Below are 13,131 nucleotides of genomic sequence, written 5' to 3'. Positions count from 1 at the left end.
GGGGCTGCCTGTGCGGCCGTGGCGGCGCGGCCCAGCCCGCGCGCGCCTGCGGGGAGAGGTCGCCGCGTTCTACCGGCCGCGTGACGGCCGCAGCCGCCGCGGTGCCGGCGCGCGAGCGCGCGACCCAGCCCTCGATGTTGCGCTGCGCACCGGCGCTGACGGCCAACGCACCCGAGGGCACGTCGCGGCGGATGACACTGCCGGCACCGGTGTAGGCGCCGTCTCCGACCGTGACCGGCGCGACGAACATGTTGTCCGCGCCCGTGCGGGCGTAGGAGCCGATCGTCGTGCGGTGCTTGTTGACGCCGTCGTAGTTGACCGTCACCGAGGCCGCGCCGATGTTCGTGTGCTCACCGATCGTGGCGTCGCCCACGTAGGACAGGTGCGGGACCTTCGAGCCGGTGCCGATCTGCGCGTTCTTCGTCTCGACGAAGGTGCCGATCTTGCCGTCGTCGCCCAGGACCGTGCCGGGGCGCAGGTAGGCGAAGGGCCCGACGCTGGCGCCCGCGCCGATGACCGCGAGGTTGCCGTGCGTCCGCACGACGGTGGCGCCCGGGCCCACCTCGACGTCGGTCAGCGTGGTGTCCGGGCCGACCGTGGCGCCCTCACGGACCACCGTCGCGCCCTGCAGCTGGGTGCCCGGCAGGATCGTCACGTCGCGCTCGAGCTTCCACGTCCACGTCCACCCAGGTGGTGGCCGGGTCGATCACCGTCACGCCCTCGCGCATCCAGTCCTCGAGGATCCGGCGGTTCATCTCGGCGCGCAGGACGGAGAGCTGGACGCGGTCGTTGACGCCCTCGACGAGCATCGGGTCGTCGGTGCGCAGCGCGCGCACGTGGCCCCCGTCGGTCCGTGCGATCGCGAGCACGTCCGTGAGGTAGACCTCGCCCTGCGCGTTGTCCCGACCCAGACGGCCGAGCGCACCACGTAGCACGGCGGCGTCGAAGACGTAGATGCTCGAGTTGATCTCGGCGATCGACCGCTGCTCGTCGGTCGCGTCGCGCTCCTCGACGATGCCCAGCACGTCGCCGGTGCCGGGCTCGCGCAGGATCCGGCCGTAGCCCGTGGGGTCGGCGACCTCGGTGGTGAGCACCGTGACCACGTTGCCGTCCGCGTGGTGCGCCTCGAGCAGCTCGTGCAGGGTGGCCGCGTCGAGCAGGGGGACGTCCCCGGCGATGACGACGACGGCACCGACGACCAGCGCGTCCGTCGCCGAGCCGGCGGTCCCGTCGCCCGCCGCGTCGGCCTGTGCGGCGGCGTCGAGGCCCGTCATGGCGACCTGGACGGCGCGGCCCGTGCCCGGGATCGCGTCCTGGTCGGCCAGCAGCGCCTGCGGATCGATCTCGGTCACGTGCGCGGCGACCTGGTCCCGCTCGTGCCGGACGACCACGAGCACGCGACCGGGGTCGAGCGCCCGCGCCGTGGCCAGCGCGTGACCGAGCATGCTCCGGCCGGCCAGCGTGTGCAGGACCTTGGGTGTCGCCGAGCGCATCCGCGTTCCTTCGCCTGCGGCGAGGACGACGACGGCTGCCGGGCGGGGGAACGTCACCTGTGGGTGCTCCTCGCGGATCTGCCCGAGAGGTCGGGCGGCGGATCTCGTGCGCACCGTGAACTCTACCGTCGCGCGGCCGTGCGGCAGTTCACGGGCGCTGACCCCGGTGGGCCTCGACCGCGCGGTGCACGCTCCCGTGGATCCGGTCCACGCCGAGCCGTTCGACCACACCGTCCCGGTCGAGGGTCTCGCGGACCGCGGGCTTGACCCGGGCCAGGCGGACGGTCACGCCCTGGTCGTCGGCGAGGTCCAGGATCGCGTGCAGGATCCCGGCGCCCTGCGAGTCGACGATCGCGATGGCTCCGCAGTCAATGACGATGATGTTCAGCCCGGGATGGTCCGCAACCACCTCACGCACCCGGTCCTCGAGCGCGTCCGCGGTGGCGAAGAACAGGCCGCCGTCGATCCGGATGACTGCGAGTCCGGGCTCCACCTCGTCGTCTGGGTACTCGTCTATCTCCCGGAACACCTGCGTCCCGCGCTCCCGGGCCATCAGGGGCAGCGGCGGGCGGGTGGCCACCGAGACGAGCCACAGGAGCGACAGGCCGATACCGATGAGCACGCCGGCCAGCACCCCGACGATGAGCGTGCTGACGAGCGCGACGATCGCGATCCAGAAGTCGAACCGGTGCACCCGGAACAACCGGCGCATGCCGGCCACGTCCATCATCCCCATGACGACGGCCTCGATGATGATCGCCGCGAGCACGGCGGTCGGCAGGCCCGAGAACAGGGGCGCGAGCAGGAGGAGCGTGAGGATGACCATCACGCCCGACGTCAACGACGCGACGGGCGAGCGCGCGCCGGTGCGGTCGTTGAGCGAGTCGCCGACAGGCTCGTCGAGACGGGCATGCCCTGGAACAGACCCGCCCCGATGTTGGCGGCGCCCTGGGCGAGCGACTCCTGGTCGATGTCCACGCGATAGCGGTGCCGCGCGGCGAACGTGCGTGCGTCACCGGCCGTCTGCGAGAACCCGATCATGACGAGGGCGACCGAGGCGAGCAGGACGGTCGCGAGGTGGTTGCGCAGCAGCGTCGGGTCCGGCACGACGAGCGACGGCAGCCCGCGCGGGACGTCGCCGACGAGCGCGACCCCGTGCTCGCCCAGGTCGAGCAGCCAGTTGGCCAGCAGCCCGCCGACGACCAGAACGAGTGCGCCTGGGATGCGCGGCGCGATCCGACGCAGCCCGAACACGGTCGCCAGAGCGACCACGCCCACGATCGCCGTCGCGCGGTTCAGGTCGACCAGCGTGCCCAGCCACGACCCCAGCTCCTGGATCGGGTTGTCGCCGGAGGTCTTGGTCCCCGTGAGTTGGGGGAGCCACCGATGACGACGTCGATCGCGGCCCCGAACAGGAAGCCGGTCACCACGGCGCGCGAGAGGAACTGCGCTATCCAGCCCATCTTCAGCACGTTGAGCAGGACGAAAACGAGTCCGGACACGAGCGTGATCCCCGCGACGAACGTCGCGACGTCGTCGCCCGCGATCCCCGTCGCGAGGACGGCGCTCGCCGCCACGGCTGCCAGGCCCGCTCGGGCCGGTCGAGATCTGCTTGCTGGTGCCGAAGATCGCGTACAGGATCGCGCCCGCCGCGGCGGCGTAGAGGCCGTTCTGCAGCGGGATGCCGGCGATGCCGGCGTAGCCGAGGTTTTTGGGGACGATGAGCGCCGCGACGGCGACACCCGCGGCGACGTCGGTGCGCAGCCACGAGCGGTCGTACGTCCGCAGCGCGCCGATGAGCGGCACACGGCTGGTCCGGCCTCGGCTCATGCGCGGCCCGCCTCCTTCACGACCGGTGCCATCTGCGGCGTCGTTGCCGAGCCGCACTGACGAGAGGCCCGGAACGCGCACGCTAGCAGGGCCGAGACCGTGTGACTCCGAGAACTTCGGTGTCGCGACCGGGTGCACCCGTGCGCGTGCCAGGGCGCGATCGTCGAACGCTGGGCAGGCTCGACGACTCGGCCTGCGCGCCGGCACGGGGATGTCCCCTCCCAGCCGCCGGCCGACGCCTCAAGCTCGCCGACGGAGGCCCTGGCCTGACACATGACGGTGTGGTGCGCGGTGGTTCGATCGTGACCCCCGCCCGCACCCTCCTACCGGGTCCGCTGGGTACGTCGCTGGACCACGACCGCTAGGGATGCGCGGAGGCGGTATGGAGCCGGTCGATGATCGACACCACGCCGAGCACGGCCACGGCGAGCGCCACGGCCGCGACCACGTCGGTCAGGAAGTGGTATCCGAGATAGAGCCGGCTGAGTGCCACCGCCGTCGTGCCGACGACGGTCACGACACCCCACGCGACGAGCCGCGCGGGCGTCGGGCGACGGCTGCACACCAGGTAGCCGAGGACGAGGAGCAGGGTCGCGGTGCCGAGCGTGTGCCCCGACGGGAACGAGGCGGTCAGCTCGGCACCGGGGACGACCATCGTGTCGCTCGGCGGCCGCGGCCGGTCGACCAACCCTTTGACCGCCAGTCCCAGGAGCGACGACCCGAGCATCGCGCCTGCCAGGAGCAGGGGCCGCCACCACTCGCGCCGCGCCAGGCCCCAGATCAGAGCGCCGACGCCCACCACGATCGGCAGGATCACCGGACCCGAGACGAAGGTGATGGTCGCGAGCACCGCTGTCCACGCGTCGGTCCGGTGGGCGACGAGCCAGTCCAGCACGGGCTGGTCGAGATGCCACAGGTCGTCGCGCTCGCGGACGGCGTCGAGAACGGAGAAGAACACCGCCAGCCCCACGGCGACCAGGACGAGCCCCGGCAGCACGGCACGCACCACCCGTCGGTCGCGGCGCTCGCTGGCCGTCTCAGGCGTCATGCGAGACCACGCTAGCGAGCCTCGGCCGGGTCCGGGCGGCCAGGCTGCTGCTGCGCTGCGCCGCGCCGCGGCGCGCTGCTGTGCTGCTCCGCCCTCAGGATTCGAACCTGAACTGCACGGCTCCAAAGGCCGGCGTGCTGCCGTTACACCAGGGCGGACCGGCGGCTCATGCCGCCTCGTCGCCAAGTCTGCCAGGGCGGACGCACAGGTTTGCGCACCCGGTCACGGCATGATGGGCGCGTGGCCACCGACCCCAAGCGCACAGCCCGTACCCGGATGACCGGGACGCAGCGCCGAGCACAGCTGCTCGACGTGTCGCGGCGCCTGTTCGCCGAGAAGGGTTTCGACGGCACGAGCGTCGAGGAGATCGCGGCGCGCGCCGAGGTGTCCAAGCCCGTCGTGTACGAGCACTTCGGGGGCAAGGAGGGCGTGTACGCGGTCGTCGTCGACCGGGAGATCCAGGCGCTGACCCGCGCGCTCAGCGTTCCCCTCGAGGAAGGCGGCCACCCCAAGGCGCTCGTCGAACGGACCACGCTCGCGCTGCTCGGCTACATCGAGACGTCCGAGGACGGCTTCCGGATCCTCGTGCGCGACTCCCCCGTCGCCCAGGCGACCGGCACGTTCTCGTCGTTGATCGGTGACGTCGCCACCCAGGTCGAGCACCTGCTGGCCGACCAGTTCCGGAAGCAGGGCCAGGACCCGAAGACCGCGCCGATGTACGCCCAGATGCTCGTCGGCATGGTCGCCCTCACCGGGCAGTGGTGGCTGGACGCTCGCCGGCCCAGCAAGGACCAGGTGGCAGCGCACCTGGTGAATCTCGCCTGGAACGGCCTGTCGGGGCTCGAGCGGCGTCCGATGCTGACATCTCTCGACGTCGAGTAATCTCGGCCGTATGGCACCCCCGGATCGCGCCGGCGCACGGGACGAGGTCGACAGGATCGTCCTCGCCTGGCAGCGCGAGCGACCCGACCTCGACGTCCGCCCCCTGACCGTGCTCTCGCGCGTGAGCCGCCTGGCCCGGCACCTGGACCTCGCACGACGGTCCGCGTTCGCCCGGCACGATCTCGAGACGTGGGAGTTCGACGTCCTGTCCGCGCTGCGGCGCGCGGGCTCCCCGTACCAGCTGTCGCCCGGCGCGCTGCTGACCCAGACGCTCGTCACGAGCGGCACCATGACCAACCGCATCGACCGGCTGGCCGAGCACGGGCTGGTCGAGCGGCTGCCCGCCCCCGACGACCGGCGCGGGGTGCTCGTCCAGCTCACCGCGGCCGGACTCGCCCGGGTCGACGCCGCCTTCGCCGACCTGCTCGACGTCGAGCGCGGCCTGCTGGGCGATCTCGACGAGCGCGACCGCGACCAGCTCGCGGCGCTGCTGCGCGAGGTCGTCGCACCGTTCGACGCGTCTTGACGACCGTCCGTTCCGCGTCTCGGGGCCTCCTTCTCGCCGCGGTCCTGCTCTACGCCCTGAACCTGCGCGCGCCGATCACGGCGCTGGCGCCGGTGGTCGGCGACGTGCGTGCCGACCTCGGCCTGTCCGCCGCCGGCGTCGGGCTCCTGACCGGCGTCCCGGTGCTCTGCTTCGCGCTGCTCACGCCCCTGATGGCCGTGCTCCTCGGGCGGCTCGGCACCTCGCGCGTCGTCGCGGCGTCGCTGGTGACCGTGCTCGTCGGCACGCTGCTGCGCTCGTCCGGCGGCTTCGGGCTCGCCCTTGCCGGCACCGTCCTGATCGGCGTCGCCATCACCGCGGGGAACGTCGCGGTGCCGGTGGTCATCGGGCGCGACTTCCCGTCGTCCGTCGCGCGCGTCACCGGCCTCTACACGGCCGGGCTCAACGGCGGAGCCGTACTGACCACCGTGTTCACCGCGCCGCTCGCCGCCGCGATCGGCTGGCGGTGGGCGCTCGCCGCGTGGGGGCTGCTGGCGATCGTCGCGCTCGTGGTCTGGCGCAGGGCCTACCCGCGGCGCGACGACGTCGCACCGCCCGTCCTGGCCGCCTCCGGGGGCTCGGTGTGGCGTCGACCCGTGACCTGGTTCCTGGCCGTCGCGTTCGCCGGGCAGGCGTTCGGGTACTACGCCGTCAGCGCGTGGCTGCCCTCGATCCTGCACGACACGCTCGGGCTAGCCCCGACCGGTGCCGGCGGCGCGGCCGCCCTGTTCCAGCTGTTCGGCATGGTGGGCGGCGTCGCCGTGCCGCTCGTCCTGGCGCGGCGCGTGCCTCTGCCGTTCGTGTCGGCGGGCATCGCGCTGTTCTGGCTGGCGCTCCCCCTGGGCCTGCTCGTCGCGCCCTCGTGGTGGGCGGTCTGGTGCGTCTGTGCCGGTGCCGCGCAGGGCGGGAACTTCACCGTGATCTTCACCGTGATCGCGTCCTCGGCCGGCTCCCAGGCCGCCGCGCGGCGGATGTCGGCGACCGTGCAGTCCGTCGGGTACACGGCCGGGGCGCTCGGGCCGTCCGTGCTCGGCGCCGTGCACACGGCGTCCAACGGGTGGTCGGGGCCGTTGGCCGTCGTGCTCGTCGCCGTGGTCACCATGGCAAGTGCGTCGGGGCTGGCGCTGCGATCAGTTCGGCCTGCGCCCACGCCGGCCTGACCCACGTCCGACGCCGTCTACCGGCCTCAGCCGACGATCTCGGCGGCTTCCATCCAGGCGGTCTCCAGGTCGTCCTTCTCGGCGGCCAGCGCTCGCAGCTCCGCGTCGAGGGCGAGCACGGCCTGGTGATCGGTCGCCTGCTCGGACATCTTGTGGTGGATGGCCGACTCCTGGTCGGCGATCCGGGACAGGCGGCGCTCGATGCGCGCGATCTCCTTGCGGGCGGTGCGCAGCTCGGCCTCGCTCGGTGCCGGTGCGACGGGCGCCGGGGTCGATCGGTCGGGCGCCGCATCGCTCACCGTGCCGGCCGGCCGGGCGTCGAGGACCGAGGCCACCGAGCCGCCCGCAGCGATCGCGGTCCGGCGCAGGGTCAGGTACTGCTCGACGCCGCCGGGGAGCTCGCGCAGGAGGCCGTCTCCGAGGAGTGCCATCTGCCGGTCGCAGACGCGCTCGAGCAGGTACCGGTCGTGCGAGACGACGATCAGGGTCCCCGGCCAGCCGTCGAGCAGGTCCTCGAGCGCGGCGAGCGTGTCGGTGTCGAGGTCGTTGGTGGGCTCGTCGAGCAGCAGGACGTTCGGTTCGCCGACGAGGAGCCGGAGCAGCTGCAGTCGTCGGCGCTCTCCGCCGGACAGGTCCCTGACCGGGGTCCGCGAGCGCTCGCGGTCGAAGCCGAGCCGCTCGACCAGCTGCGCCGCCGTCAGCTCCTTGCCGCCGACGACGACCGACCGCTTCTCCTGCTCGATCACCTCGATCACGCGCAGCCCGGCGAGCTCGTCGAGGTCCTCCACGTCCTGGCGCAGCTCGGCCACCTGAACGGTCTTGCCGCGCTTGACCCGGCCGGTCGTCGGTTCCAGGCGGCCGGACAGCAGCCGGAGCAGCGACGTCTTCCCGGCGCCGTTCACGCCGACCAGCCCGACCCGGTCACCGGGACCGAGCCGCCAGGTGATGTCGTGCAGCAGGACGCGCTCGGGTGCGCCGTCGACACCGGGGAAGACGACGGAGGCGTCCTCGATGTCGAGCACGTCCTTGCCGAGCCGCGCCGTGGCCATGCGCGTGAGCGACAGCTGGTCCCGCGGGGGCGGTTCGTCGGCGATCAGCTCGTTGGCCGCGTCGATGCGGAACTTGGGCTTCGAGGTGCGCGCCGGAGCCCCGCGGCGGAGCCAGGCGAGCTCCTTGCGCAGCAGGTTCTGCCGCTTGTCCTCGGCCGTCGAGGCGGTGCGGGCCCGCTCCGCCCGCGTCAGCACATAGGCCGCGTACCCGCCCTCGTACTGGTCCACCCCACCGTCGTGGACCTCCCAGGTCCGGGTGCAGACGGCGTCGAGGAACCACCGGTCGTGGGTGACGACGACGAGCGCGCCCTGCCCGCGCCCGAACCGCTCGACCAGGTGCTCGGCCAGCCACGCCACGCCCTCGACGTCGAGGTGGTTGGTCGGCTCGTCGAGCACGAGCACCTCGTCGTCGCGCACGAGCAGCGCGGCCAGGGCGACCCGGCGGCGTTGCCCGCCGGAGAGCGTGTCGACCTCGGTGTCGAGCGACACGTCGGCGAGCAGGCCCGCGTGCACCGAGCGGATCCGCGAGTCGGCCGCCCACTCGTGCTCGTCGGCAGACCCGTGCACCACGTCCAGGACGGTCCGACCGGGTGCGAGCTGGTCGCGCTGGTCCAGCACGACGATCCGCACGCCGCCCGCGCGCGTGACGCGGCCGGCGTCGGGCTCCTGCTGGCCGGACAGCACGCGCAGGAGCGTGGACTTGCCGGCACCGTTGGGTCCGACCACGCCGATGCGCGCACCGTCGTCCAGACCGAGGGAGACCTCGTCCAGCAGCGTCCGGGTGCCCAGCGTGAGCGTGACGCGGTCCGCGCCGAGTAGGTGAGCCATCGGCGTGAAGATTACCCGCACACGTGCACACACCCTCGACGGGATCTCCACGCAAGTGCCGGCACAGCCCCTGACCTGCGGCCTAGCGTCCGAAGCATGCGCTCAGCGGATGCACAGCATGCCCGACGTCGTCGTCGGCCCACGGCCCGCACGGTCGTCCGCGTCACGGCGATCACGCTCGTGGCGGTGCTCGCGCTCGGCGCCGGGGCCGCGTATGCCGTCTACCGCGACCTCAACGCGAACATCACCAACGCCGGCGACCTGTCCGGGCTGCTCGGCGACCGCCCCGAGCCCACCGCGTCCTCCTCAGCGTCGGCGCCCGCCGACGGACGCAGCGGATCGCCCGTGAACGTCCTCGTCCTCGGTTCCGACGACCGCAGCGGCGCGAACGCGGCGATCGGCGGGGCCAACGACGGGATGCACTCGGACACCACGATCGTCGCCCACATCTCGGCGGACCGGAGCCGGATCGAGCTGGTGTCCATCCCCCGCGACCTCCTGGTGGACCGCCCGACGTGCACGACCAAGACCGGCACCACGATCCCGGCCAAGCACGACGACCAGTTCAACAACGCGTTCGCCGTCGGATGGGACAGGAGCCAGGACCTGGCGACTGCCGCCGCCTGCACGTGGCGCACGGTCGAGTCGCTCACGGGCGTGCGGCTCGACGGGTTCCTGCTGCTGGACTTCGTCGGCTTCCAGGCGATGGTCGACGCCATCGGCGGCGTGCCGATCTGCCTGACGCGGAACTACGACGACCCGAAGACCGGCCTGCACGTCACGGCGGGGCAGCAGGTCTTCGACGGCCAGACCGCGCTGCAGTTCTCGCGGGCCCGGTACAACATCGGCGACGGCTCCGACACGCAGCGCATCCTGCGCCAGCACGACCTGATGGCGGCGATGGCGCGCAAGGTGCTGACTCCTCGGTGCTCTCGAATCCCGGCGCGTCGCTCGGCTTCGCGCGGGCGGCGACGAAGTCTCTGACGGCCAGCGACGGGTTCGCGTCCCTGCAGGACCTGACCGGCCTGGGCCTCTCGCTGCGACACGTGCGCGCGGACCACATCGTGTTCGTCTCGATGCCCACCGTGCCGTCGCGTACCCACAGCGGGCGGGTCGAGGGGGTGCCGGCGGACGCGGCCCTGCGGTCCCGGATCTCCGCCGACCAGCCGATCGGCGAAGCGGCCGGTGACGGGTCCGACCAACCGCAATCCGATGGCCCGGTGTCGGCGCCGACCGCTACGGTCCCAGCGACCACCGCCGCGCCGTCAGTGCCGGCATACAAGCCGCCGGGCGGGCTGCTCACCTCGGCCGACGCGTCGTCGACCTGCTCGTGAGCGACGAGGCCGCACCTCGGGTCGACGGATCGCAGGGGGATCCGTCGCCCCGGTGTGCGGCCGGTGAGCGACGGGGTCGGGCCGGCGCCGCTCAGCGGGCGAGGTAGGCGGCCAGCGCGTCGAAGATGCCACGCGAGCCGGCCTCGCGCTGCGAGCCGTCGTCCTTGCCGTCCAGGAACACCCCGTGCTCCGTGTAGACCACACGCGTGCCGCCGTCGACGACCGCGAGCTCGGTGGTCGTGACGGACGTCGACAGGTGCTCGCCGCCCACCCACATGTCGTACGTGGAGACGATCCGCTGCTTGTCGACGATGTCCGTGTAGGTCGCGACGAAGCGGCTGGTCGGGCCACCGTGCCACTGCCCGTCGTTCACGGCTCCGCCGCCGACGCGGAAGTCCTGGGTGTCCTCGGTGGCCGTGAAGCTGTCGTCGCCGCCGAACCACTGCGCGCGCTGCTCGGCGACGGCGAACGCGTCCCAGACGCGGTCGAGCGACGCGTCGAACGTGCGGTCGATGACGAACGTGGCGTGCGCGACGGTGCTGTCGGTGCTGGTCCCGGTGGACATGATGATTCCTCTCGGAGGGCCGACGAACGGCCGGTGGGGTGTTTTCCGGCTGCATTCAGGGGGACAAGGGCGGGTCGGCCAGGAAGGCACCGAGGCGGTCGAGCCGCCGCTCGGCCGGCAGCCGTTGTCGGCCCAGCCACTCCCCCGCGGGCGCGAGCGCGCCCGCGGACAGCTGGACGGTGCGGACCCGACCGATCTTGTGCGACGACACGATCCCGGCGTCCTCGAGCACGGCGAGGTGCTGCTGGACGGCCGGGAGCGACATCACGAACGGTTCGGCGAGCTGGCTGACCGACACGGGCCCCCGGACCAGGCGCTCGACCATCGCCCGGCGGGTCGCGTCGGACAGGGCCTTGAAGACCTTGTCCAGATCGTCATGCTTAAGCATGTGCTTAAGTATTGGTGGTCGGAACCCGGGAGTCAAGCACGGGGGTGATCAGTCGGTCGAGCTCACGACGCGCGCACCCGCGACGGGGCCGACGGCGGTCAGGACGCGGTCCGCGACGCCGGAGGCGGTGAAGGCGGCGGCCAGCACGAGCGCGTGCTGACGGCTGCGGCCGAGGGCGGCGACGGTCGGACCGGACCCGGAGAGCACCACGCCGAGCGCCCCGGCGTCCTGCGCGACCGCCAGCGGCTCGGCGAGACCGGGGTCGACGGACAGCGCGGCGAGCTGCAGGTCGTTGTGCAGGGCGGCGCCGAGCGCCCGCGGGTCACCCGCGCGCAGGGCCTGCATGAGCGGCACGTCGTCCTCGGCGTCGGGGATCCTGGGCGCGTCGGCGAGCCGGTCGAAAGCGGCGTACACGGCAGCGGTCGACAGACCGCGGTCCTGGACGGCGAACGCCCAGTGGAACTCGCCGCGGCTGAGCGCGGGCGTCAGCAGGTGCCCGCGGCCGGTACCGACGGCGGTGTGGCCCGACAGCGCGAACGGCACGTCGGACCCGAGCTCGGCGGCGAGCTTCGAGCAGGTCGTCCCGCGAGAGCCCGGTGCGCCAGAGCGCGTCGCACGCGATCAACGCCGCGGCCGCGTCGGCGGACCCCCCGGCCATCCCCCCGGCGACCGGGACGCCCTTGTGGAGGTGCAGATGCACACCGTCGTCGATGCCCGCGCGCGCGGCGACCAGCCGGGCGGCCTGCAGGGCGAGGTTGGTCGAGTCGGTCGGAACGTGCTCGGACTGCGGACCGCTGACGGTCAGGGTGCGACGCTCGGCGGGGGTCGCGACGACCTCCTCGAACACCGACACCGCCTGGAACACCGTCGAGACAGGGTGGTAGCCGTCGGCCTCGAGCGGGCCGACGCGCAGCGACAGGTTGACCTTGCCCGGCGCGCGGACCCGTACCTCGTGCTCGGGCAGCGGCGCGACGGGGGTCAGGGTCACGGTTCCACCCTGCCAGGTTCCTCGGGGCGCGCGGCGGCGGAGGCCGCAGACAGGGCCGCTGCGATGGCGGCGAACCCCGCGATGTCGACGACCTCGCCGCGCGCCTGCGGGTCCACGCCGGCGGCCTGGATGGCCGCCACAGCGGCATCCGGCGATCCTGCGAGGCCGGACAACGCCGATCGGAGCATCTTGCGGCGCTGCGCGAACGCGGTGTCGACGACGGCGAACACCGCCTCGCGCGAGGCGGTGGTGGTCGGCGGCTCACGGCGGTCGAACCGGACCAGCGCCGAGTCGACGTTGGGGGCGGGCCAGAAGACCGTGCGGCCGACGGTCGCGGTCCGCCGGGCCGACGCGTACCAGGCGGCCTTCGCGGACGGCACCCCGTACGTGCGGCTGCCCGGCGGCGCAGCGAGGCGGTCGGCGACCTCGGCCTGCACCATGACGAGGACGCGTTCGAGCGAGTCGAACCGCTCGAGGAACGTGAGCAGGACCGGCACGGACACGTTGTACGGAAGGTTCGCGACGAGGGCCACGGGCGGGGGGCCGGGCAGGGCGCGCACCTCGAGGGCGTCGGACAGCACGATCGTCAGCCGGTCGCGACCGTCGGCGTCCCGCAGGACGACGGGCGCGTCGTCGCGACCCTCGAGCACCGTCAGACCCGGGAGGTGGGCGAGGACGGTCGACGGCAGGAGGCGGGCGAGCACGGGATCGATCTCGACGGCGACCACGTCGGCACCGGCCTCGAGCAGCCCGAGCGTCAGCGAGCCCAGGCCGGGCCCGACCTCGACCACGCGGTCGCCCGCCCGCACGTCGGCCTGCCGGACGATCTTGCGCACGGTCCCGCCGTCGAGCACGAAGTTCTGCCCGAGCTGCTTGGTCGGCCGGATCCCCGCGCGTGCGGCGAGTCACGGATCTCCGTGGCGCTCAGCAGCTCGATGCTCGACATGCGCCCGAGCCTAGGCGAGTCGTCGGACCTGCCCACACCGCGACGGTCCATCGGGAAACGGCACGAGGCCTCCGCC

Annotated in this window: 10 protein-coding genes, 1 tRNA gene and 5 pseudogenes; 5 read left to right on the top strand and 11 right to left on the bottom strand. The window is 73.1% G+C overall.

The window, feature by feature from the left end; genetic code table 11:
• Positions 1–49 precede the first annotated feature (49 nt).
• The 6 genes and pseudogenes from glmU to AC38ZX_RS03460 form a co-directional block, all read right to left on the bottom strand.
• Positions 50–1,550 (bottom strand): annotated as a pseudogene (gene glmU, locus AC38ZX_RS03485) (bifunctional UDP-N-acetylglucosamine diphosphorylase/glucosamine-1-phosphate N-acetyltransferase GlmU); the annotation flags it as partial.
• A 91-nt stretch (positions 1,551–1,641) separates the two neighbouring features.
• Positions 1,642–2,319, bottom strand: a complete 678-nt coding sequence (locus AC38ZX_RS03480) for an STAS domain-containing protein (RefSeq protein WP_491296353.1) — start codon at positions 2,317–2,319, stop codon at positions 1,642–1,644.
• 11 nt (positions 2,320–2,330) lie between these two features.
• A pseudogene (locus AC38ZX_RS03475) lies at positions 2,331–2,965 on the bottom strand (SulP family inorganic anion transporter).
• Between the two features lie 175 nt (positions 2,966–3,140).
• Positions 3,141–3,323 (bottom strand): annotated as a pseudogene (locus AC38ZX_RS03470) (SulP family inorganic anion transporter); the annotation flags it as partial.
• Positions 3,324–3,684: 361 nt separating this feature from the next.
• Positions 3,685–4,371, bottom strand: a complete 687-nt coding sequence (locus AC38ZX_RS03465) for a phosphatase PAP2 family protein (protein WP_491296352.1) — start codon at positions 4,369–4,371, stop codon at positions 3,685–3,687.
• A gap of 86 nt (positions 4,372–4,457) precedes the next feature.
• Positions 4,458–4,529 (bottom strand) — tRNA-Gln (locus tag AC38ZX_RS03460).
• A 118-nt stretch (positions 4,530–4,647) separates the two neighbouring features.
• Here AC38ZX_RS03460 and AC38ZX_RS03455 point away from each other — a divergent pair.
• From AC38ZX_RS03455 to AC38ZX_RS03445, 3 genes are read left to right on the top strand one after another with little or no spacing between them, the layout of a single operon-like run.
• Complete coding sequence (locus tag AC38ZX_RS03455; protein WP_426595866.1) at positions 4,648–5,253, top strand: TetR/AcrR family transcriptional regulator; 606 nt, start codon at positions 4,648–4,650, stop codon at positions 5,251–5,253.
• 10 nt (positions 5,254–5,263) lie between these two features.
• Positions 5,264–5,779, top strand: a complete 516-nt coding sequence (locus AC38ZX_RS03450) for a MarR family winged helix-turn-helix transcriptional regulator (RefSeq protein WP_426594467.1) — start codon at positions 5,264–5,266, stop codon at positions 5,777–5,779.
• Positions 5,776–6,957 (top strand): MFS transporter, encoded by a 1,182-nt coding sequence (locus AC38ZX_RS03445; RefSeq protein ID WP_491296350.1) that lies wholly within the window; start codon positions 5,776–5,778, stop codon positions 6,955–6,957. The genes AC38ZX_RS03450 and AC38ZX_RS03445 overlap by 4 nt, the downstream gene beginning before the upstream one ends.
• Positions 6,958–6,983: 26 nt before the next feature.
• Here the strand turns inward: AC38ZX_RS03445 and AC38ZX_RS03440 are convergent, their stop codons facing one another.
• Positions 6,984–8,834, bottom strand: coding sequence for an ABC-F family ATP-binding cassette domain-containing protein (locus tag AC38ZX_RS03440; protein ID WP_491296348.1), 1,851 nt, complete (start codon positions 8,832–8,834; stop codon positions 6,984–6,986).
• A gap of 96 nt (positions 8,835–8,930) precedes the next feature.
• Between AC38ZX_RS03440 and AC38ZX_RS03435 the strand changes: the two genes are divergently transcribed.
• Together AC38ZX_RS03435 and AC38ZX_RS03430 are read left to right on the top strand one after the other, a co-directional pair.
• On the top strand, positions 8,931–9,818 hold the full coding sequence (locus AC38ZX_RS03435; RefSeq protein ID WP_491296347.1) for an LCP family protein: 888 nt from the start codon (positions 8,931–8,933) through the stop codon (positions 9,816–9,818).
• Entirely contained in the window at positions 9,761–10,168 is a 408-nt protein-coding gene (locus AC38ZX_RS03430) for a hypothetical protein (protein WP_491296346.1), read from the top strand. The genes AC38ZX_RS03435 and AC38ZX_RS03430 overlap by 58 nt, the downstream gene beginning before the upstream one ends.
• Before the next feature lie 91 nt (positions 10,169–10,259).
• Here the strand turns inward: AC38ZX_RS03430 and AC38ZX_RS03425 are convergent, their stop codons facing one another.
• The 4 genes and pseudogenes from AC38ZX_RS03425 to rsmA all read right to left on the bottom strand — a co-directional run bounded on the left by AC38ZX_RS03425 (position 10,260) and on the right by rsmA (position 13,055).
• Entirely contained in the window at positions 10,260–10,733 is a 474-nt protein-coding gene (locus AC38ZX_RS03425) for an SRPBCC family protein (RefSeq protein ID WP_491296345.1), read from the bottom strand.
• 55 nt (positions 10,734–10,788) lie between these two features.
• Complete coding sequence (locus AC38ZX_RS03420) at positions 10,789–11,121, bottom strand: ArsR/SmtB family transcription factor (protein WP_491296344.1); 333 nt, start codon at positions 11,119–11,121, stop codon at positions 10,789–10,791.
• 48 nt (positions 11,122–11,169) lie between these two features.
• Positions 11,170–12,109 (bottom strand): annotated as a pseudogene (locus AC38ZX_RS03415) (4-(cytidine 5'-diphospho)-2-C-methyl-D-erythritol kinase).
• A pseudogene (rsmA, locus tag AC38ZX_RS03410) lies at positions 12,106–13,055 on the bottom strand (16S rRNA (adenine(1518)-N(6)/adenine(1519)-N(6))-dimethyltransferase RsmA). The pseudogenes AC38ZX_RS03415 and rsmA overlap by 4 nt, the downstream one beginning before the upstream one ends.
• Positions 13,056–13,131 lie beyond the last annotated feature (76 nt).

It is taken from the genome of Cellulomonas sp. McL0606 (assembly GCF_058248365.1).
Note: the sequence above shows the minus strand (reverse complement) of the source record. Positions and strands in the feature narration are given on the sequence as shown.

Bases quoted from the DNA above. Each gene is read 5' to 3' on its own strand.
- AC38ZX_RS03480 (WP_491296353.1), bottom strand. From the start codon at position 2,319: ATGGTCATCCTCACGCTCCTCCTGCTCGCGCCCCTGTTCTCGGGCCTG.
- AC38ZX_RS03465 (WP_491296352.1), bottom strand. From the start codon at position 4,371: ATGACGCCTGAGACGGCCAGCGAGCGCCGCGACCGACGGGTGGTGCGT.
- AC38ZX_RS03455 (WP_426595866.1), top strand. From the start codon at position 4,648: ATGACCGGGACGCAGCGCCGAGCACAGCTGCTCGACGTGTCGCGGCGC.
- AC38ZX_RS03450 (WP_426594467.1), top strand. From the start codon at position 5,264: ATGGCACCCCCGGATCGCGCCGGCGCACGGGACGAGGTCGACAGGATC.
- AC38ZX_RS03440 (WP_491296348.1), bottom strand. From the start codon at position 8,834: ATGGCTCACCTACTCGGCGCGGACCGCGTCACGCTCACGCTGGGCACC.
- AC38ZX_RS03435 (WP_491296347.1), top strand. From the start codon at position 8,931: ATGCGCTCAGCGGATGCACAGCATGCCCGACGTCGTCGTCGGCCCACG.
- AC38ZX_RS03425 (WP_491296345.1), bottom strand. From the start codon at position 10,733: ATGTCCACCGGGACCAGCACCGACAGCACCGTCGCGCACGCCACGTTC.
- AC38ZX_RS03420 (WP_491296344.1), bottom strand. From the start codon at position 11,121: ATGCTTAAGCATGACGATCTGGACAAGGTCTTCAAGGCCCTGTCCGAC.